We start from the raw sequence: 19,910 nt of genomic DNA, 5'->3' as shown, positions 1-19,910 counted from the left end.
TCATTCCCCTATTTTTTATATATTTAAAGCAACCCAATCGCTTGAAAAAATTGTTTATAAGCATCCGCTTTTTTGTCTAATGCCAACGGATATGCCCGTGAAGATGATGGTAAGCGGTATAAATTCAGCTCACGATTGCCATAATTCACTTGTACTGATTGCCCAATCATTGGTTTATTTATTTGTTCAGGAAAATGCTGCATCAAAGTATCAGTTGCTTTATCTCCTGTGGTCATAATCGTATGACACATCGGAATTTGCCCAAGCAATTGTGATAAATCAGTTGCCGTAACAATTTCTAAAAATTTATCAGAAGCATTGCCTTGCAGTCGTTTCACTTGATAAGCAGTATCGAATATTGCTATTCCAATCTCTGTGAGAAAATCACGAATTTGTTGTTCTTTAAAACGCTTATTTGGTAAATCTAAGAAGTGATCTTTATCTTCGAAAAAAATGAGCCCAAATATACGCCACATATCATTTTGGTAGTTTGGATAGTAAAAATCCATCTTCCATCGACTCTGTGGTGGTGGAAAACTCCCTAACATCAGTAGTTTGGCATTATGTGGTGAAAATGGTTGTAATGGGTGAGTTTCTATTTCTATATCAGTCATTTATATACAGAACCAATTTTAAAATTGAGTACAAATTTTTCATTATTTTATAGAATTTTCAAGTTTCCTCCTTAGCTCTTTTTGTGCTCAAAAAACAATCTTCACAAAATTTCCGCAAAATATTCTCAATATCTTTTCTTTGATTGAGTTTTGATAGGAAGGAAAACTGCTTTACAGAACTAGATTTGAAGTCAATGCAGTTATAATTAAAAAATTAAATACATTTTTTATTAACAATCCATAAAATTATAAAGATCAGTTTGATAGGTCAAAGTAAAAAGCACCACCAATAACTACTGTATTGGCTGGGCTTCCCAATTTAATTTTTTGTTCAAATTAAAGTTATGTATTCCTCTGAAGTTTGCACCTTAGCAAATACATTATTTAATATTTGGTTATGATAGCTGATCATTTCTCCAGCATTTAAAAGTGCGGAATCAAATGTAGTGTGTGCATCAGAGGCTAAAACGACTTTATAGCCATACTCAGAAGCTATTCTAACAGTTGTGTCAATACAATACTCTGTTTTCATTCCTGTAATTAAGACTTCATCAACAAACAGTTTGTCTAATAATTCTTTTAAAAAAGTATTTTTAAAACAACTTGGATACTTCTTCTCAATGACTAAATCTTTAAGCGGATCAAATTGTAAATCATCAATTAATTGAGTATTCAGACATTCTGGATCTAACGGTGTACCTCTCTCGCCAACATGGCGAATGAATATAATAGGCATTTCATTTAAGCGCTGATATTCAATAAGCCTATTGATGTTTGAAAGGATGAGTTGAGCGTTGTGCGGACTCAGATTTCCCTTAAATAGACCATTTTGCATATCAATTACAAGTAAAGCGGACTTTGATTTAAAACTTGCTTTATCCATTTTCTTTCTCTTAAAAATGCAATAATCAGCCGAGAAAAAATTAACCCAGCCATTATTGACTGGGTTTGGTTATCTTATTAAGTTAAGTCAAATTAATAAAAAATCCCACACAGCCTTTTTTGAGGTTGTGGTGGTCGTATTTGTTTTATTTAACAAACTGTTCATTAAATTCAACTCAATCATAATTTCGACACATTTAACCTATCATAGCTTTATCTAATAAATAAAGCATTTTATCTTTGTAAATTTTAACTTTTGATAAACTTTAGATTAATTTAATCTGCCGTAATCTGTTCCACAATTTAACAATTACGATGCTATCTTAAGTATTATATTTAGAGTAATGTTAGGTTTTTCCTAAAAACCTCAGTATCTTCATAACCTTTGGTTGTTTCTAAAGATTCATTTTCATCAATAGGTGGAACTACCGCAGACGTATACAAATTTCTAGGTTTATTTGAAGAATTAAAGGCAGAGTACAACTCTTTGCATTTTTGGATTATCTCTTTATCGCTAATACCTTCATTCTCAGCCCTAATTGTTTCTTGATATACAGAAATGAAGTCATTTAACGATACTTTGCTCATATCAACTATAGATCTATAGAGAACAAACGTACCAATCTTTTCGCATTTAGTTTGTATTAATGATGGACTCACCACACGAGACCAGCCTACAAAATCTAATCGAATGATTGAAACACCTTCCAAAATTACAAAATTTCTTTGAATTTTATGTTCTGCTTGACCATATGATTCGAATAAGGTTTTTACGTACCCCGATAGGATGGTAGTTACCGTTTCTGACTTGCTCTCATGAATAAATCCTTTAATTGAGTCTTTGACGACATTACGAATAGATTTTATATCCTCAGCTTTATAAGCCTTAGTGTGATAAGTGAATGATTGTATGCAATATATAGGAAACGTTTTATCGGTCCCAAAACCAGCCGAAAGTAAATCACTTTTTATCTTTTCTGCGTAATATTCAGCTTTTGCATCTGCGAGAGCAATCAAAGCATCCAAATGTGCATTACACTCTTCCTTTAAATCCCCAGCGATATCTTGTCGGATTAATGCTTTAGTTAAATATGCCAATTTAATAGTCCTCAGTATTTTTATTAAGACTTATATAAAATAAAAAAATAAGCAATATATTTCAGATATTTATTTAATATTATTTAAATTAAGATAAATAATCTATTAACTTTAATTGCTAAATGATAGTCATTGAATAATCTTATTTTCAACAAGTTCTAAAATGAAATGTAGTTTTAGCTTAGCTTATTCTTATTTTAGATTTTTTGTTTTTCTTTGTTTGCTTTTTTTTATTTAAAATTATCAAAACTTACTTAGGCTATTTGAATTTCACTAAAATATTTTATGTCGCTTTATGAATATTGATTGTCTTTTCCTGCTATGCAAACAACAAAATAATAAATCAGCATGAACTTTTAAAACTATTCAATGGAAATTTTCAGCTTCTTCATCTATCTCACTTTTAATACGACTCCATTTTTCAAAAAAGTCTTTAAAAATGGTCATTATTCAAACTCACAGATAGATTTTAAATCGCTGAAATATAGGAGTTTTCCCAAATGATTAAAGATGATTATGACTTTGACTATCTCATTATTGGTTCAGGATTTGGAGGAAGTGTCTCAGCACATCGACTTTCAGAAAAAGGATATTCTGTCGCAGTGATGGAAATGGGAAAACGTTGGGAAGCGAAAGATTTTCCTAAAACCAATTGGAATACCCCAAAATGGATTTGGCGCCCTGCTATAAATTTCTTTGGATTTTTTAATTTACGTATTTTTAGGCATGTTGCAATTATCTGTGGCAATGCCGTTGGCGGTGGTTCCATCACCTATGCCAATACATTATTAGTTCCTCCTAGTAGTGTATGGAGTGAAGGTACTTGGGGAAAAATCCCACACTTAAAAGAAGATATGCCCCAATATTTTGCTGAAGCAGAAAGAATGTTGGGGGTAACGGACAATAAAATATTTGGGCCTGCTGATCATATGCTCAAGAAAATGGGAGATGCTGTCGGTGTTGGGCATACCTTTAAGCCAACACGAGTTGCAACTTTCTTCCCTCCTCAAGGTGAACAAGGCGGTAAAACCTATCCCGATCCTTATTTCGATGGAAAAGGTCCAGATCGCGCAACCTGTACTGCTTGTGGCGGCTGTATGACAGGCTGTAAACATAATGCTAAAAATACCCTAGATAAAAACTATTTATATTTTGCTGAAAAACAAGGCGCGAAAGTTTTTGCTGAAACAAAGGTCATTGATATTCGCCCTTTAAACAATAAAGTTGATGGAAGTGATGGGTATATCGTGACCACGATTAATTCAACTCAATGGGGACATCGAAATAAGCGAGTTTGGCGGGTTAGAAACGTCATTTTTTCAGCTTCATCGCTTGGAACACAAGAATTGTTGCTACGTCTCAAAGATAATAAAACTTTACCTAATATTTCCAAGCTATTAGGTACGCAAGTACGTACCAATGCTGAGTCCATTTTAGGCGTTCGTTTCTTTGATCAGCATGTCGATATGAGTCAAGGTGTGGCGATTGGTTCAAGTATTTATCTGGATCATAATACTCATATCGAAGCAACTCGCTATCAACGAGGTTCGGATGGAATGAGTTTGCTTACAACTCACCTCGTTGGTGGAAAACCAGGTTTTTCACGCATTTTGTTATGGTTATGGGCATTGATCTGCCATCCGCTAATCTTCTTGAAAATGAATAATCCTTTTGGCTTTGCAAAGCAGACACTCATCTTTTTAGTCATGCAAACGGTTGATGCATCAATTCAAATGAAATTAAAAAGAAATTGGTGGTGGCCTTTTAGCAAAACATTGTCTTCACACGGTCAGCCCTTACCTGTTTATATCCCACAGGCAAATGCCTTTACTGAAAAAGTTGCCAAAATGTTTAATGGGCATCCTATGACAACCAAAACTGAAATACTATTTAATATTCCCTTTACCGCACATTGCATGGGTGGCTGTGCAATGGCAACTTCGGCTGAAGAAGGTGTGATCGATGCACAAAATCGCGTGTTTAATTATAAAAATATGTACATCATTGATGGTGCAATGCTAGGCGCAAATTTAGGCGTGAACCCTAGTTTAACCATTACCGCCTTAGCAGAACGTGCAATGTCGTTTATACCACCTAAAAATTAAGATTATTCTTCTCTCAGATATTATCAATATAGACATGGTGCAATATAAGTTGCACCATTTAAAAACAGACTTATAGAAAAATTAAAATAGAAATCTCAGTTATAAGTTTTGATATTTTTTTGATAAATCGTGGGCGCAATACCGACAAAAAACTTAAATGATCGAGAAAAATTAGAAGCAGATGCGTAACCTAACTCCTCAGCTATTTCAATCATACTTTTATTAGAAGAAATCAGCATCTGTTTGGCTTTATCAATAATGACCGTGTTTTTTAATTCCTGATATGAGGTCTCCTTCTCTTTTAAATTCCGTTGCAGTGTTTTACTTGAAATATTCAATAATTTTGCACAGTCTTCTAGGCTCGGAATTTCAGAGGAGTTTAAAAATAGTTGTTTGAGCCAAACGACCAGATCAATATTATTCTTAATTTCATATACTTGTTCCTGACACTTTAGTTCAATCGCTTTACGCGTTCCCTCATCAGCTAGACGTAGCTTTTGTTTAATCAGTTTTTCACTCAATTGCACTCGAAAACTCGGCTTTTTCAAGGTATTAAAATGAAATTTCACTTTGCTTAGATGTGCATAGCGATAGCCATGTAAGGGTTCATTGATTGACATAAAAATATGATATGGCAATAACCTATTCTCAACCAATTCATAAATCGTACAATGCAAAGCGACTGCAATAGCTTCCAGATGAAAGTTCAGAGATAAGGTATCTATTTGAATCACAGGTTCACAAATCAATTCCATTGACTGATCAGTATGATAAAAATATGAAAGTTTAAAACTAGGGATAATCAAAGAAAAATATTTAGAAATATAAATCAGCGCTTGTTCTAAGTTTTCACTGGTTAGAATCGCGTAGCCAACCAAATTATGCGAACTCACTTTTAAAGAGTGTCCTAGTTCAAATGCTAAATCATAATTACGAGGAAATTTTAAACAAAATGAAATGAATTTACTGACTTGTTCTTGGTTAATTTTCATGTCAGGTGAACTTAAATATTTTTTTAGATCAATATTTATTTCAGATAATATTTCTTCAGTCGTGATATTTCTCGATTCTAATATATCAAGTATCTTGAAATAATATCTTGCTGGGATATACGGGATTTGATTATTCATTTTTGTAATTTCTTTATAGATCAACGGCAAGGTTTTGTTCTTGCCGCTTCTTTCTACTTTAGATTTCAACCATCTCAAAATCTGCTTTAGATACCCCACAGTCTGGACAAGTCCAACTCTCAGGAATATCTTCCCACGCAGTGCCTGCATTGATGCCATCTTCTGGTAGACCTAGAGATTGATCATAAATCCATCCACACACGATACATTGATATTTTTTCATGTTTTAGAGCACCTCTGTTGCTTGAGCTTGAAAATATTGATTATATTTTTGCAAAACGGCTTCTTTCGCTGGCTCATAGACATTGATCTTATCAATATCCCCTTGGTAATAATTAATCACCTGCTTATCCATAATACTAAACCAATATGAGGGTATAAACACTTGTAAAAATAAGCTTGTGTAGCCTGCTGGCAATTGCGGTACATTTTCATAATGACGTAATGCCTGATAACTACGTGTTGGATAAGCATGATGATCTGAATGACGCTGTAATTGATACAACAAGATATTGCTGAATAAGCTGTTATTATTCCAACTATGGACAGGCATGGTTCTTTCATAACGGCCATTTTCTAGCTTTTGTCGTTTTAAACCATAATGCTCCATATAATTGACCGCTTCAAATAGCGTGATCCCATAGAGCGATTGCGTGATCTGAGTAGGAATAATATTTTTGCCAAACACTTTGAGCATTAATCCATGATAAGCAGCAGACATTGCCCAACCTTGTAGCAGTTCATTGTGGATTGACCAAAAAGATAAGCCTTTTCTCTCTAACCGTCTGGTTTCAATTTCAATTGCTGATTTAAAACTACCACTGACTGTTCTCGGCCAAAACTTCCAAAAAGACTCACCAAATTGTGATGAAGCTGGGTCTTCTGGTGTTGCAACACGCAAATGATGCCCATAAGGATGTTCGATGCGAAAGTGATTGTAACCTGTGGGCGCTAAACACAAATGCGATAAGTAGTGTTGTAACTTTCCAGATTTATGACTTAACTCATGTGCTGTATTAATTGCGACGCCATTCACTAAACCCAGTGTTGTTCCAATCAAAATACGATCAGAGAGTGGTGTCGAATCCCGACTGGCAATATAATTGCCATAAATATTTGCAATATATTGTAATGGAATATAAAGATTCAGAATTTTTGCATAATAAGAGTCAGCTTCTAATTCAGCTATTGCCTCCTCAGGAGGGTTCTCCGAGTCTTCACCTAGAAATTTATCAATAAGTGGAATCAGACCATGTAATGCAATTGGTCCTGCGGCTGCAAAAAACTTCTTGGTACGCTTCGGTCCAAATTGGTAACCTAACATCGCAGCATTTGCAATATTTGGAATAACAAGACCTAACATCCATAACTTTCTTTTTTTATCTTTAAACTTTGAAGCATTAGTTTCGATCTGATGAATAGCATTCATATAGCAACCTCACAAATTTATCTTTGGTTGGTACTATGATTCAATATTCTTTAGAAGCTGAATTTCCAATTTAGGACAATGGCTATTCTTAAAAAGACAAAATGGTTTTTGTAATACTTTTACGCAATAAATTTTTGAGGCTAAAAAATTCTATCTAATTTTAATGATCAAGCCACATCTCTTAGATGCGACTTGATGAATGATGCCATATTAAATCATGCGGCCTATCGTTCGGACCATAAACGATGTACAAACATACCGAACAACATCGCGATAATAAAATACCATACTTGAAAATAACCTAATCCGATTAATGTAATTGCAGGTGCAGGACAGATTCCGGCAATGCCCCAACCAACTCCAAAAAGAGTCGACCCAACTATTAATTTTTTATCAATTTGAGTACTGATTGGTAATGATATTTCTTCACCAAAAATTGTTTTCGGATTTCGAATCGCTTTTTGAAATGGAATAATTGCCACAATGATTGCGCCCATCATCACGAACATTAAACTGATATCCCATTGCCCAAAAATATCTAAGAAACCCAAAACTTTCTCAGGATTAGACATCCCTGAAATCAACAAGCCTAATGCAAATAAGCTACCAAAAATGAAAGCAAGTACATTTTTCATAGCGCAGCTCCAAAGATATGACGAATAACATATACAGTTATTATTCCAGCTAACATGAATGTAACTGTAGCAATCATGGAGCGTATAGATAGGCGACTGATCCCGCAAATCCCATGCCCACTTGTACAACCTGAACCCAAACGAGTACCAAAACCAACCAATAAACCAGCAATAATCAATCCAATTGGAGATGATTTAATAACAATCTCTGGTGTTACAAAGATCTGATAGATAAATGGCGTGATCAGTAGCCCCAATAAGAACCACATAGCCGAGCTTCGAACTAATAGCTTGGGTTGTAATAATTGAGACAGTAGCCCACTAATACCTGTAATGCGACCATTCACATATAAATAGCCAACGACTGCAAGCCCTAAAATTCCACCACCGATTAAAGCAGAAATAATGCTAGACATAATTGATCCGCAAAAACATTATATATTTTTATATTATATTATTAAATATAATAATTAAAGCTCTTTATTGTTACAGAATTTCCATTCAAATTCAGCCAATACCCTCTCAACAAATCAAATAGAAAAATCATTTACAATATAATTTAGCTTGCGTAATTTTCTGCTTTTAAATTTCAGAAAAAATGCTGATTTTTTTACAATTTGAAGATTTAAAACTGAAATCTGCATTGAAATATGCCTCGATAAGCCAGAGTAACAAATCATCTTTTATTTTGCTTTTCTCAGACCATTCAAATTCTAGACTTAATTTGTCGCATTAAAACATACGATAGCCTGTTTTTCTTGGGTTTTAGGACATGTTGATCTATTTTTAATAATACCAATCTCACTTCTCAGCGATGTTTCCAATAAAAGATAATTTTTCGCAATACCACAGTCGAAGACTGGATTCCTTGAACGCATTGCGGAATGCTTCTACAGCAAGATTAGGAGGATAATCTTCTTCTTGCATACTCATTTTCATGATTGTAAAAGCTGTCATTTATGACTCCTCCGCATGGTTCATTCTTATACTTGAGACAAATTTATCTATTTTAGACTCTCATGGACATTAGCGTACTAAATCTTCGATACCAATCAATTTAGGAAGCTTATCAATCAGTTTATTTAATTCTATATTTGCTGGTGAAATACAACCAGTATAGTGACTTAATTTCGTTGTTGTTCCATCTGGTCGAATCCAAACAAAATATGCACTCGGTTGATCAGTTGCCGTTTGCTGACAGCCAGTTGTTTTAACGTTTGCACCTGTTTCTGGACGATAAGTTTTCAACTCCTGTTGTAATTTTTTATATACCGAAGGATCTATTGCTAAAGTCTGAGAACCCGTCACTTTAGTATATTGCTTACCATTGAAATTCACTGTTCCAGAAGGTGAGATTTCTACCGAATAAATTGGACAAGCACCGAAACAAGGACTTGATGAATAACGTATCGTTTCCTGTACAGTGTTTGAAGTTTCTGATGGTGTAGATGCACATCCTATTAAAGAAAAAGTAAAAAGACTTAAGATTAATAATTTTTTTATTTGTTAACCCATTATAAATTATGTTTTTTTAATCTAACAAATCATCATTTTATTGTCATTCAGAATGATGTAAAAGTATAAAATAAAATTTACTTAGGCTATTTAAATCTAAAATTAAAGACGAATCTGTGATTGAAGAATTAACTGCGCAAGTTCTAAATCATCAGGATAAGTAATTTTAATATTGTCTGAACGACCTTGTACTACATGTACAGGAAAATCAGCGTATTCTAAAGCACTTGCTTCATCAGTAATCGTCTTATGATCTATCAATGCTTTTTCAAGCGCATTTTTTAATATTTTTAATTTTGCGATCTGTGGCGTTTGTGCTTGCCACAACAACTCACGACTTACAGTTTTTTCAATCTGGTGTTCAACACGCACTTGTTTTAAAGTATCACGTACTGGAATAGCCAAAATTGCACTTTGATTATATTGCATTGCAGAATTAACCAATTGCTCTAAATTAGCGGGCGTAACACAAGGACGAGCTGCATCATGCACTAATACCCAATCGTTTGCATCCGCAATATCAGATAAGTAAATTAATGCGTTGAGCACAGAATTTACTCGTTCGACTCCACCTAAACAAAAATGTAATTTCTCTTTATGATCAAAAGAAAGTGTTCTAGCAAAATTATCATTCTCACCGATTGCAAGTACACAACCAGCTAAATCCAGTGTATTTAATCGATTAACTGTATGCTCAAGCACAGTACGATTTTGAATATATTGATATTGTTTTAATTCAGTTTTTGAAAAACGACTGCCCGAACCTGCGGCTGGAACAACAGCCCACAGCTTAGTCTGGGTTTTCATTTGTTGCTGCATCTATTTTTGCATTTGGATCAATATAAATCGGTTTGTAATGGGTACTAATTGTGCTCATCTGAACAAAAGTTTCATTAGGTTTAACCAAACCTAAATCCAAACGTGCATGTTCTTCAATCGCTTCCGTTCCATTTTTTAAGTCGAAAACTTCGGCTGCTAAAATACGATTGCGCTCTTTAAGTTCCGTATTCACTTCTGCTTGTTGTTTAATCTGTTGAGTCAAGGCTTGATGAGGAAAATACCCTCCCTCACCTAGCCAAAATTGATACTGTAAACTTGTCACCAAAGCGATGACAAGCACTAGAATCAATTTACTCGAGGTCGATCGAAACATTTCTATCATGAAAAACTCCTACATCCTTCTTAAAAGAAGATTATCTGCAAATTCTATAGGATTATGAATTTGCAGAGTTTCTCTCTTTTGTAAAGAACGATGATCAGAAGTATTCAACATAGATAAATGACCTTAGTTTAGACCTTTGAATTCAGCTTTACCGCGGTAAACCGCTTTCGTTAATTCTTCAATACGAAGTAATTGGTTATATTTCGCTACGCGGTCAGAACGGCATAGTGAACCTGTCTTGATTTGACCTGCTGCTGTACCTACTGCTAAATCAGCAATCGTTGAATCTTCAGTTTCACCAGAACGGTGTGAGATTACAGTACTATAACCATTTGCTTTCGCAAGATAGATTGCATCTAAAGTCTCAGTCAATGTACCAATCTGGTTATATTTGATCAAAATCGAGTTACCGACTTTCTCATTAATACCACGTTGTAAAATCTTAGGATTAGTTACGAATAAATCGTCACCAACCAATTGGATTTTGTCACCAAGGATTGATGTTAAGTAGCTCCAACCTTCCCAGTCAGACTCATCAAGACCATCTTCGATCGAAATAATTGGATATTGATTTACAAGACCAGCTAAATAATCAGAGAATTGATTGCTTGTGAATGCTTTATTACCTTCACCTGCAAGAATATATTGACCATTTTTGTAAAATTCTGAAGATGCACAGTCAAGTGCTAACATAATGTCAGAACCCGCTTTGTAACCCGTTTGACCAATCGCTTCAAGAATAACAGTGATAGCTTCTTCATTTGAACGTAAGTTCGGAGCAAAACCACCTTCATCACCTACAGCAGTGTTTAAACCTTTTTTGTTTAAAACTGATTTTAGAGAATGGAAGATTTCAGCACCTGCACGTAATGCTTCAGAGAATGAAGTGAAACCAACTGGCTCAATCATGAACTCTTGAATATCGACGTTATTATCTGCATGTGAACCACCATTGATGATGTTCATCATTGGCACTGGCATGCTCAAAGTTGTTTGACCACGCAAGTCTGCGATGTATTGGAAAAGAGGGGTTTTCTTTTCAGTAGCAGCAGCGCGAGCAGCAGCCAAAGAAACAGCTAGAGTTGCGTTAGCACCTAGTTTTTCTTTGTTTTCAGTACCATCAAGCTCGATCATCGTGTTATCGATGTCTTTTTGTTCAAATACTGATTTACCCACTAAAGCATCACGGATTAAAGTGTTTACGTTATTAACCGCATTTTTAACACCTTTACCTAAATAGCGTGCTTTGTCGCCATCACGAAGTTCTAAAGCTTCACGAGAACCAGTCGAAGCACCAGATGGTGCACATGCACGACCCACAACCCCAGATTCTAAAATAACGTCTGCTTCGATGGTTGGGTTACCACGAGAGTCCAAAATTTCACGTGCGCGGATGTCAACGATTTGGCTCATGAACAATTCCTCTGTTGAATGAAAATAAGATGTAAACAATTACATCAATGGGTATCTAACTTTTTGAATCCTTTAACTAAAGTATCCAATTCTTTTAATTGCGCCAAGAATGGCTCAAGCTGAGATAAACGCAAAGCACATGGTCCATCACATTTTGCGATTTCAGGTTCTGGATGTGCTTCCAAGAACAGACCCGCTAAACCTGTTGCCATACCTGCACGCGCTAAAGTCGTGATTTGAGCACGGCGACCACCAGCAGAGTCAGCACGTCCACCAGGCGTTTGTAATGCATGCGTTACATCAAAGAATACGGGTACGTTCATTTCTTTCATGATGTCGAAGCCAAGCATATCTACAACTAAGTTGTTATAGCCAAATGCTGAACCACGTTCACAAAGAATGAGTTTATCGTTTCCAGCTTCCAAACACTTATGCAAAATATGGCGCATTTCGTGTGGTGCTAAGAATTGTGCTTTTTTGATATTGATAATGGCTTGAGTTTTTGCCATTGCTTCAACAAGATCAGTCTGGCGACTTAAGAAAGCTGGGAGTTGGATAATGTCCGCAACTTCAGCAACAGGCGCTGCTTGGTAAGGTTCATGAACGTCAGTGATAATGGGCACATTAAAATGTTTTTTAATGTCTGCAAGCCATTCAATCCCTTTTTCCAAACCTGGTCCTCGATAAGAGTTCAGGCTTGAACGGTTTGCTTTATCAAAGCTTGCCTTAAATACATAAGGAATATCTAAGCGTTTGCAAATATCAACATAAGTTTCAGCAATTTCAAATGCTAAATCTTTTGACTCTAGTACGTTCATTCCGCCAAATAATACAAATGGCAAATGATTTGCCATTTGTATATCGCCTAAACGTACAACTTCTTGTGGTTTTAATTGTGACATTCAAACTTTCCCAGTTTATTTAAAACTTAGTACTTACTTTTGATGCTGTTTTTTTGCAGCTTCAATGAAACCAGCAAATAATGGATGACCATCACGTGGCGAGCTTGTAAATTCTGGGTGGAATTGTACAGCAATAAACCAAGGATGTTCAGGAATTTCTACAGTTTCAACTAAATGTTGTACTGATGAATAACCTGAAATTTTCATGCCCGCTTGTTCAAGTGTAGGAATGAAACGATCATTCATTTCATAGCGATGACGGTGACGCTCTGTAATTTCAGCTTTACCATAGACTGCACGTGTTTTTGTTCCTTCAACCAGTTCAGACTTTTGTGCGCCCAAACGCATCGTTCCGCCAAGATCCGATTCAAGACTGCGTTGTTGTAATTCACCACGTTCGTCTAACCATTCAGTAATTAAACCAATCAATGGGTACTTAGTTGAACGATTAAATTCAGTTGAACTCGCTTCAGGCATACCTGCAACATTGCGTGCATACTCAATCACAGCCAACTGCATACCTAAACAAATACCAAGGAATGGAATCTTGTTTTCACGTGCATATTGAATGGCTTTCATTTTGCCTTCAGTACCACGCTCACCGAAACCACCTGGTACTAAAATCGCATCAGCAGTACTCAAAATACTCATATCTTGCTGTTCAAGGTCTTCCGCATTGACATAGTCAATCTGAACTTTAACGCGATTTTGAATACCTGCATGTAAAAGTGCTTCATTTACAGATTTATAAGCATCTGGTAATTCAACATATTTACCGACCATCGCAACACGAACCGTGTATTCAGGGTTCAATAATGCTTCTACCACATTATCCCAATCTTCAAGATTTGCTTCTGGAAGATCGTTGTAACCAAAACGTTCACAGATCAAATCGTCAACATTTTGTTCGTAGAATGTACGCGGAATTTGATAAATTGTTTTTGCATCTTTACAGACGACAACGGCACGCGCTTCAACATTGGTGAACAATGCAATTTTACGTTTAGTATCAACATCGACATCATATTCAGTACGGCAGATTAAGATATCTGGCTGAATACCAATCGAAAGAAGTTCTTTAACTGAATGTTGAGTTGGCTTAGTTTTAAGTTCAGCAGCAGATTTGATATATGGCAATAACGTCAAGTGCATCAACATGGTACGTTTATGACCAAGTTCTACCATCAACTGACGTACTGATTCCATGAAAGGAAGTGATTCGATATCACCAACTGTACCACCAATCTCAACGATCGCAACGTCGTAACCTTCACCTGCGCGAAGTACACGTTCTTTAATATTATCTGTAATATGTGGAATAACTTGAACCGTACCACCTAAGTAATCACCACGACGTTCTTTATTCAAAACGTCTTGATAGACACGACCGCTGGTAAAGTTATTCAGTTTGGTCATTTTCGCACGACGTAAGAAACGTTCGTAATATCCCAAATCTAAGTCAGTTTCAGCACCATCCTCTGTGACGAAAACTTCACCGTGCTGAAATGGGCTCATGGTACCAGGATCTACATTAATGTATGGATCCATTTTTACCATAGTGACTTTCAAGCCACGAGCTTCCAAAAGTGCAGCAACAGAAGCAGCAGAAATACCTTTACCTAGTGATGAAACCACACCACCAGTGACAAAAATAAAATGGGTCATTGAGTTTCTCGTACAATCGAGCCGAAATCGGCCTACAATGTTGGGCAATTTTACTGTACTCTGCCCCTATAAAGCAAAGTCAAACCGCATCAATTCAAAGAACTATAAACAACTGACTATTCTATCAGCATTTTCGATAAAAATTTATGGGATTTGTGGATATTTCATCCATAAATTACGTTTAATGTATAAAAACAACTTTAGATCTGAAATAAATTCACTCGAAGATTTTGAGGATATTGCAATTTCAGTAGATTCGCGGATGCAAGCATTTATAAAATATCAACAAACTCAATAAATCCTAGGGATTTTTTCATTTAATTTTACTGGTATAATCACTGGCATCTTTCATTCAATATGTAGCTTTAACAATGGCGAATAAAAAACTTTTAATTTGTGCTGCGCTTGCAACTGGTCTATTACTTACTGCTTGTGTCAAAAAAGAAGAGCCAAAAAATGAAGAACAATCAGAACAAACTTCTGAAGCACAAACGACTCAAGCAGCATCTCAACCGAAACAAAACCAAGAATTTCAGCCTTTGGAAAGCGTAGATAAACCAGCAACGCCAGCTCCAGTGATTGAGATGAGTAGAGAAGAAACGCCAAATACAACTACAGAAATTCGTCGTGAAGCTCGCCCAGCTCAAACAGCAGAAGAGACAACAACAGCACAAGCTGAACAACCAAAACCTGCGCAAACTGAACAGAAACCAGCGAAAGTTGAACAACCTAAAGCTGTTAAACCAGCTCCAGCACAAACTGAAGACGATGCAGTTGCGGCAGCAATTGCGGCTGCAACACCTGCATTAAATAATTAATTTATTTAACTCTCAAAAAGCCATGAGCCGTTGTAAAGCGACTCGTGGTTTTTTATAGCCTAGAACTTAGGAGTAGTGTTTAAAAAAGTCTGCCATCAGTCGTGATGCCCACGATTTCACTTCTAAACTTTCGTAAAAACCACAGTGGCTTCCTTTCTTTGTTGTAACTACAGCAATATTTTCCATTTGCTGAATAACCTCTTTATAAGGCTCTAAATTTTTAATTGAACAAACAGGATCATCTTCTGCATTCAGCACCATCAATGGAATTTTAATATTCTCCAATACATAAATTGGATTAATTGCTTTACAGTAACTTTGATAATCTTCAAAACCTGCCATCTCGAAATATTCTTTCTCAAAGGCTTCTAAGTTTGTTGTTGCTAATACCTTTTTTAGTGAAGCAACCTGATTCCATGTATTTTCATAAGGGTAAATAAAGTATTTGAATAATTTTTTAGTCATCATTTTGCTATAAAAAGGATGTACATTTTTAAAGCCAATTTCAGTGTTATAGCCAGGACACATTGCAAAAGCTGCTTTAAATGGTGTGTCGAGGCCTTGCTCGCCAAGATAACGCACTAAAAGTCCTGTTCCTGCTGATGAACCTACTGCATATAAATCGGATTCTGGAAAAAGAGTTTGAATATGGTTCAGTTGCTCTCGTAAATCGTCAGTCAAACCAAAAAGAGAAATACGAGGTACTGGCAGAGGTAAACCTGCATGTCCACGGCGTAAACAAAGTGCAATCCGCCAACCCGTATATGCATGTAAGTCTTTAACAAGTTCACGCATACTTTCTGGCGTACCTGTAATCGTATGCATAATTACGATTGTAGGCGTTTCGACAGGAAGATTATAGCCATACCATGCAACTGCAGTAACGCCACCATCTTGCATGATAAGTTGGTCAATACGGTCGTATTCAAGCTTAATTGTTTTTTTTCTAATGATATCAAAATATAAAAGATGTATATGAGTATTACTAAGCCAAGGTGTTGGGCGATACTTTTTCTTTAACTGAGGTAATTTTTCCAAAACTTCTTTTATTTTCCCTTTCGGATCATAGTACATTTTGGGTTGCTCAGCACCAAGTACAGAATCAAGCAGCTCAGAGCCTAACACTTTAATTTTATCTAAAGCAGATATACCCATATTCAATAAAAACCTCTATCTAACCACGAGTAAATGTTTGTCGCACCAATGTCGCGACCTGTCGCCCCCAAATAGCATAGATTTCTTTACTTGGATGAAAGCCATCACTTGCCATAGATAAATTCATCGCCTGAAAATTTTTAATATCGTATTCAATAAATCTAAATTCTGACTGTGGGGCTAACCACTGTTTTAATGATTGATTCATTTGTTCTGCATATTGCCCAAATAACCATGCTAATGGATTGGGTAATGCAGGAAAATGCTGCATTGGCGGGACTCCAGACACAATAATCAATTTTGGCTGAAAATGATTTTGTATTTGAGTAAATAATTGTTTTTGTTGTTTTATCCAAGTTTTAGCAGAAATTAATTTAGTCACATCATTAACACCAACTGACGTAACGACGACATCATATTTTTTGGGTTCTAATTGCTGGATCGCTTGATAAACTTGTTTTGTTGTATCACCAGTTTTTGCATGCAGTTTCCAGTTCAACGTATATTCTGTTTTTAATTCTGAAATAATCGCACCAGATAAAGCATCTTGCTGCGTCTCAACACCAACCCCAGCTGCTGCTGAATCACCTAAAATTAGTAAAGAGAGTGGCTGTCCTTGTCCAATAAGACCATCACGATCACCACTCGCTTCTAAAAGTCGTGGTGTGTTTTTACGAACTTTCACACCCTGTATTACAAGTACAGGTAATAATGCAAAAGTTGAAAGTTTTAACCACATATTAATGATCTCAATATTACTTAGGCTATTTACTCAGTTGAGTTTGGTTGATATTGAGCAAATCGCGCACCCATTTTTTCTGCTAAAGCAGCCAAACCACTCATTGGGCGAATCATCACTTCAAAATCAATAATTTTTCCCTGCGCATTAAAACGAACCATATCAATACCTTTAAGTGATTTTCCACTTACATTAGCACTGAACTCTAATACTACATTTTCACCATCTTCAGTGTAAAACTCACGGTGATAAGTAAAGTTTTCAAACACCTGAATCACATTAGTCAAAATGAAGAAAACCACATGTTTTCCCTCATAAGGCTTAAAAGCAACAGGTGAACGAAATACCACATCGTCAGCTAATAACTCATTTAAATTTGAAAGGTCACCTGTTTTGATCATCTGATGCCATTTTTCTAGCGCTTGCTTGGTTGTTTCGATTGTCATTGTAATTTCCTTATATTTTAGCTAATGAAGTTTGAGACATTCTCCTAACATAGAGAATGTCTCATCTTTTACTTATAGAACTGCTGCTAACTCAGCACCTTGACGAATCGCACGTTTAGCGTCTAATTCACCAGCTTCCTTCGCACCACCGATCAAGTGAACATTCTTACCATCTGCTTTTAGTTGATCGAACATTGCTGTATATGATTCTTGACCAGCACAAATCACAACATTATCAACGTCTAAAACTGTGGTCTGACCATCTACGGTAATATGTAAACCTTGATCATCCACTTTGTCGTAACTTGCACCAGCAATCATTTTCACATCTCGATGTTTTAAGCCTGTACGATGAATCCAACCAGTCGTTTTACCTAATCCAGCACCAACAGCTGCTGTTTTACGTTGTAATAAGTAAATCTCACGTTCAGATTTCTCTAGCTCAGGTTGCTTTAAACCACCTACATGGGCATAGCTCGTATCAATACCCCACTCTGCATAGAATTTTTCAGGATTCAAACTACCACTATCACCTTCATGGGTTAAATACTCCGCTGTATCAAAGCCAATACCACCAGCACCAATAATCGCAACACGCTTACCAACTGGAACACGCTCTTTTAATACTTGGATGTAGCTCAATACTTTTGGATGATCAATACCTTCAAATTGTAATTGACGCGGTGTTACCCCTGTTGCAACAACAATCTCATCATAATTAGCTTGGCTGAGTTCTTCATAAGTCACGGTATGATTAAGTACCAGCTCAATATTCGGTTGTAACTCAATCTGACGTTTGAAATAGCGTAAAGTTTCGTAAAATTCTTCTTTACCAGGAATAGTCTTAGCAATATTAAATTGACCACCAATCTGATTATTTGAATCAAACACTTTAACTTTATGGCCACGACTTGCTGCATATGTTGCAAAACTTAGACCAGCTGGACCTGCGCCAATTACTGCAATATTTTTTATTGCATTTGTTTCTTTAAAAATCAGCTCAGTTTCATAACATGCGCGTGGATTGACTAAGCATGTAGCAATTTTCATCGAGAAAATATGATCTAAGCATGCTTGGTTACAACCAATACACGTATTGATTTCATCACTACGACCTTCACTCGCTTTTAATACAAAATCTGCATCAGCCAACATTGGGCGAGCCATCGAAATCATATCTGCATGACCTGAAGCCAATATATGTTCCGCCATTTCAGGTGTGTTGATACGGTTCGATGTGATTAACGGAATCGAAACTGAGCCTTTTAGCTTTTCAGTTACCCATGTAAATGCAGCACGTGGTACTTTCGTTGCAATCGTTGGAATACGTGCTTCGTGCCAACCAATCCCTGTATTGATAATTGTTGCACCTGCTTTTTCAATTTCTTTAGCAAGTTGTACAACTTCTTCTAAACTTGAACCACCTTCGACTAAATCAAGCATCGATAAACGATAAATAATAATAAAGTTTTCGCCAACTAAGTCACGAGTACGTTTAACGATTTCAATAGGAAAGCGGATACGATTTTCATAACTACCACCCCATTCGTCATCACGGTGATTGGTACGAGCAGCAATAAATTCATTGATTAAGTAACCTTCTGAACCCATGATTTCAACACCATCGTAACCTGCGTATTGTGCGAGCTTGGCACAATTTGCAAAATCATCAATGGTTTGCTGAACTTCTGCCGAACTGAGAGCTTTTGGCTTAATTGGGTTGATTGGTGCTTGAATCGCTGATGGCGCAACATTGTTTGCTTGATAAGAATAACGCCCTGTATGCAAAATTTGCATTGCGATCTTTCCACCAGCCTCATGTACAGCTTGAGTAACAACTTTATGCTTTTCAGCTTCTTCGACTGTATCTAATTTTGTACCATGCGCAAATACAACACCATCATCATTTGGAGAAACACCGCCAGTTACAATCAGACTTACACCACCTTTGGCACGTTCCGCATAAAATGCAGCCATACGTTCATAGCCTTGAGGTGCTTCCTCTAAACCAATATGCATAGAGCCCATAAGCACACGGTTCTTTAATGTAGTAAAACCCAAGTCAAGTGGTTGTAATAAATGTGGATAAGCTGACATGTTTTCTCCTTTGGCTAGCAATCTGCTTGCTAATGCAACTTGTTGCATAAAGTTATAAACAAGATTTGATTTTTATGCAACATATTGCATAATTCTGATGAGTCA

At 36.2% G+C, this 19,910-nt stretch carries 20 protein-coding genes and 1 pseudogene; 2 read left to right on the top strand and 19 right to left on the bottom strand.

From position 1 onward, the window contains the following. Window positions 1-23: 23 nt before the first annotated feature. The 3 genes from AC0JIQ_RS07715 to AC0JIQ_RS07705 form a co-directional block, all read right to left on the bottom strand. Window positions 24-614, bottom strand: a complete 591-nt coding sequence (locus AC0JIQ_RS07715) for a uracil-DNA glycosylase family protein (protein ID WP_474203161.1) — start codon at window positions 612-614, stop codon at window positions 24-26. Between the two features lie 331 nt (window positions 615-945). Beyond that, a complete protein-coding gene (locus tag AC0JIQ_RS07710) occupies window positions 946-1,497 on the bottom strand; it encodes a cysteine hydrolase family protein (RefSeq protein WP_474203160.1) in 552 nt (183 codons plus the stop codon). Between the two features lie 335 nt (window positions 1,498-1,832). Next, window positions 1,833-2,594 (bottom strand): hypothetical protein, encoded by a 762-nt coding sequence (locus AC0JIQ_RS07705; protein WP_474203159.1) that lies wholly within the window; start codon window positions 2,592-2,594, stop codon window positions 1,833-1,835. A gap of 500 nt (window positions 2,595-3,094) precedes the next feature. Here AC0JIQ_RS07705 and AC0JIQ_RS07700 point away from each other — a divergent pair, with 500 nt between their 5' ends. Continuing rightward, a complete protein-coding gene (locus tag AC0JIQ_RS07700) occupies window positions 3,095-4,699 on the top strand; it encodes a GMC oxidoreductase (RefSeq protein ID WP_474203158.1) in 1,605 nt (534 codons plus the stop codon). Between the two features lie 95 nt (window positions 4,700-4,794). On the opposite strand, the gene AC0JIQ_RS07695 is transcribed toward AC0JIQ_RS07700, so the two are convergent. The 12 genes and pseudogenes from AC0JIQ_RS07695 to AC0JIQ_RS07640 form a co-directional block, all read right to left on the bottom strand. Next, entirely contained in the window at window positions 4,795-5,829 is a 1,035-nt protein-coding gene (locus AC0JIQ_RS07695; RefSeq protein WP_474203157.1) for an AraC family transcriptional regulator, read from the bottom strand. A gap of 58 nt (window positions 5,830-5,887) precedes the next feature. Further along, a complete protein-coding gene (locus AC0JIQ_RS07690; RefSeq protein ID WP_004662235.1) occupies window positions 5,888-6,052 on the bottom strand; it encodes a rubredoxin in 165 nt (54 codons plus the stop codon). Window positions 6,053-6,055: 3 nt separating this feature from the next. Continuing rightward, on the bottom strand, window positions 6,056-7,258 hold the full coding sequence (locus AC0JIQ_RS07685) for an alkane 1-monooxygenase (RefSeq protein ID WP_474203156.1): 1,203 nt from the start codon (window positions 7,256-7,258) through the stop codon (window positions 6,056-6,058). 224 nt (window positions 7,259-7,482) lie between these two features. After that, window positions 7,483-7,893: a DUF6691 family protein gene (locus tag AC0JIQ_RS07680; RefSeq protein ID WP_474203155.1), complete on the bottom strand. Its 411-nt coding sequence runs from the start codon at window positions 7,891-7,893 to the stop codon at window positions 7,483-7,485. Continuing rightward, on the bottom strand, window positions 7,890-8,309 hold the full coding sequence (locus tag AC0JIQ_RS07675; RefSeq protein ID WP_050039889.1) for a YeeE/YedE family protein: 420 nt from the start codon (window positions 8,307-8,309) through the stop codon (window positions 7,890-7,892). The genes AC0JIQ_RS07680 and AC0JIQ_RS07675 overlap by 4 nt, the downstream gene beginning before the upstream one ends. Before the next feature lie 303 nt (window positions 8,310-8,612). After that, window positions 8,613-8,850 (bottom strand): annotated as a pseudogene (locus AC0JIQ_RS07670) (hypothetical protein). 69 nt (window positions 8,851-8,919) lie between these two features. Then, window positions 8,920-9,396 (bottom strand): DUF6438 domain-containing protein, encoded by a 477-nt coding sequence (locus AC0JIQ_RS07665; protein WP_474203238.1) that lies wholly within the window; start codon window positions 9,394-9,396, stop codon window positions 8,920-8,922. 114 nt (window positions 9,397-9,510) lie between these two features. Beyond that, on the bottom strand, window positions 9,511-10,215 hold the full coding sequence (gene ispD, locus AC0JIQ_RS07660) for a 2-C-methyl-D-erythritol 4-phosphate cytidylyltransferase (protein WP_474203154.1): 705 nt from the start codon (window positions 10,213-10,215) through the stop codon (window positions 9,511-9,513). Next, entirely contained in the window at window positions 10,199-10,570 is a 372-nt protein-coding gene (gene ftsB, locus AC0JIQ_RS07655; RefSeq protein WP_004662248.1) for a cell division protein FtsB, read from the bottom strand. Before ftsB ends, ispD begins: the two co-directional genes overlap by 17 nt. A gap of 123 nt (window positions 10,571-10,693) precedes the next feature. Next, window positions 10,694-11,983 (bottom strand): phosphopyruvate hydratase, encoded by a 1,290-nt coding sequence (gene eno / locus AC0JIQ_RS07650; protein WP_288402006.1) that lies wholly within the window; start codon window positions 11,981-11,983, stop codon window positions 10,694-10,696. A 44-nt stretch (window positions 11,984-12,027) separates the two neighbouring features. Next, window positions 12,028-12,885: a 3-deoxy-8-phosphooctulonate synthase gene (gene kdsA / locus AC0JIQ_RS07645; protein ID WP_004653722.1), complete on the bottom strand. Its 858-nt coding sequence runs from the start codon at window positions 12,883-12,885 to the stop codon at window positions 12,028-12,030. A 33-nt stretch (window positions 12,886-12,918) separates the two neighbouring features. Further along, on the bottom strand, window positions 12,919-14,550 hold the full coding sequence (locus AC0JIQ_RS07640) for a CTP synthase (RefSeq protein ID WP_005216362.1): 1,632 nt from the start codon (window positions 14,548-14,550) through the stop codon (window positions 12,919-12,921). Between the two features lie 371 nt (window positions 14,551-14,921). On the opposite strand from AC0JIQ_RS07640, the gene AC0JIQ_RS07635 reads away from it, so the two are divergent. Further along, window positions 14,922-15,368, top strand: a complete 447-nt coding sequence (locus AC0JIQ_RS07635; protein ID WP_474203153.1) for an internalin — start codon at window positions 14,922-14,924, stop codon at window positions 15,366-15,368. Between the two features lie 66 nt (window positions 15,369-15,434). Here the strand turns inward: AC0JIQ_RS07635 and AC0JIQ_RS07630 are convergent, their stop codons facing one another. The 4 genes from AC0JIQ_RS07630 to AC0JIQ_RS07615 all read right to left on the bottom strand — a co-directional run bounded on the left by AC0JIQ_RS07630 (window position 15,435) and on the right by AC0JIQ_RS07615 (window position 19,805). Beyond that, complete coding sequence (locus AC0JIQ_RS07630) at window positions 15,435-16,523, bottom strand: YheT family hydrolase (protein ID WP_474203152.1); 1,089 nt, start codon at window positions 16,521-16,523, stop codon at window positions 15,435-15,437. Window positions 16,524-16,542: 19 nt separating this feature from the next. After that, entirely contained in the window at window positions 16,543-17,262 is a 720-nt protein-coding gene (locus tag AC0JIQ_RS07625; protein WP_474203151.1) for an SGNH/GDSL hydrolase family protein, read from the bottom strand. 29 nt (window positions 17,263-17,291) lie between these two features. Further along, the gene (locus AC0JIQ_RS07620; RefSeq protein WP_474203150.1) at window positions 17,292-17,708 is read right to left on the bottom strand and encodes a nuclear transport factor 2 family protein; all 417 of its coding nucleotides are present in this window, start codon (window positions 17,706-17,708) and stop codon (window positions 17,292-17,294) included. A gap of 72 nt (window positions 17,709-17,780) precedes the next feature. Beyond that, window positions 17,781-19,805, bottom strand: a complete 2,025-nt coding sequence (locus tag AC0JIQ_RS07615) for a 2,4-dienoyl-CoA reductase FMN-binding domain-containing protein (protein WP_474203149.1) — start codon at window positions 19,803-19,805, stop codon at window positions 17,781-17,783. Window positions 19,806-19,910 lie beyond the last annotated feature (105 nt).

It is taken from the genome of Acinetobacter sp. FB, assembly GCF_056033405.1.
This window is presented reverse-complemented; position numbering and strand designations above follow the sequence as displayed.

Excerpts from the sequence above, each read along its gene's own strand:
- ftsB (WP_004662248.1), bottom strand. The coding sequence starts at position 10,570 with ATGATAGAAATGTTTCGATCGACCTCGAGTAAATTGATTCTAGTGCTT.
- eno (WP_288402006.1), bottom strand. The coding sequence starts at position 11,983 with ATGAGCCAAATCGTTGACATCCGCGCACGTGAAATTTTGGACTCTCGT.
- AC0JIQ_RS07640 (WP_005216362.1), bottom strand. The coding sequence starts at position 14,550 with ATGACCCATTTTATTTTTGTCACTGGTGGTGTGGTTTCATCACTAGGT.
- AC0JIQ_RS07630 (WP_474203152.1), bottom strand. The coding sequence starts at position 16,523 with ATGGGTATATCTGCTTTAGATAAAATTAAAGTGTTAGGCTCTGAGCTG.
- AC0JIQ_RS07620 (WP_474203150.1), bottom strand. The coding sequence starts at position 17,708 with ATGACAATCGAAACAACCAAGCAAGCGCTAGAAAAATGGCATCAGATG.
- kdsA (WP_004653722.1), bottom strand. The coding sequence starts at position 12,885 with ATGTCACAATTAAAACCACAAGAAGTTGTACGTTTAGGCGATATACAA.
- AC0JIQ_RS07615 (WP_474203149.1), bottom strand. The coding sequence starts at position 19,805 with ATGTCAGCTTATCCACATTTATTACAACCACTTGACTTGGGTTTTACT.
- AC0JIQ_RS07685 (WP_474203156.1), bottom strand. The coding sequence starts at position 7,258 with ATGAATGCTATTCATCAGATCGAAACTAATGCTTCAAAGTTTAAAGAT.
- ispD (WP_474203154.1), bottom strand. The coding sequence starts at position 10,215 with ATGAAAACCCAGACTAAGCTGTGGGCTGTTGTTCCAGCCGCAGGTTCG.
- AC0JIQ_RS07710 (WP_474203160.1), bottom strand. The coding sequence starts at position 1,497 with ATGGATAAAGCAAGTTTTAAATCAAAGTCCGCTTTACTTGTAATTGAT.
- AC0JIQ_RS07700 (WP_474203158.1), top strand. The coding sequence starts at position 3,095 with ATGATTAAAGATGATTATGACTTTGACTATCTCATTATTGGTTCAGGA.
- AC0JIQ_RS07625 (WP_474203151.1), bottom strand. The coding sequence starts at position 17,262 with ATGTGGTTAAAACTTTCAACTTTTGCATTATTACCTGTACTTGTAATA.
- AC0JIQ_RS07675 (WP_050039889.1), bottom strand. The coding sequence starts at position 8,309 with ATGTCTAGCATTATTTCTGCTTTAATCGGTGGTGGAATTTTAGGGCTT.
- AC0JIQ_RS07690 (WP_004662235.1), bottom strand. The coding sequence starts at position 6,052 with ATGAAAAAATATCAATGTATCGTGTGTGGATGGATTTATGATCAATCT.
- AC0JIQ_RS07635 (WP_474203153.1), top strand. The coding sequence starts at position 14,922 with ATGGCGAATAAAAAACTTTTAATTTGTGCTGCGCTTGCAACTGGTCTA.
- AC0JIQ_RS07680 (WP_474203155.1), bottom strand. The coding sequence starts at position 7,893 with ATGAAAAATGTACTTGCTTTCATTTTTGGTAGCTTATTTGCATTAGGC.
- AC0JIQ_RS07715 (WP_474203161.1), bottom strand. The coding sequence starts at position 614 with ATGACTGATATAGAAATAGAAACTCACCCATTACAACCATTTTCACCA.
- AC0JIQ_RS07695 (WP_474203157.1), bottom strand. The coding sequence starts at position 5,829 with ATGAATAATCAAATCCCGTATATCCCAGCAAGATATTATTTCAAGATA.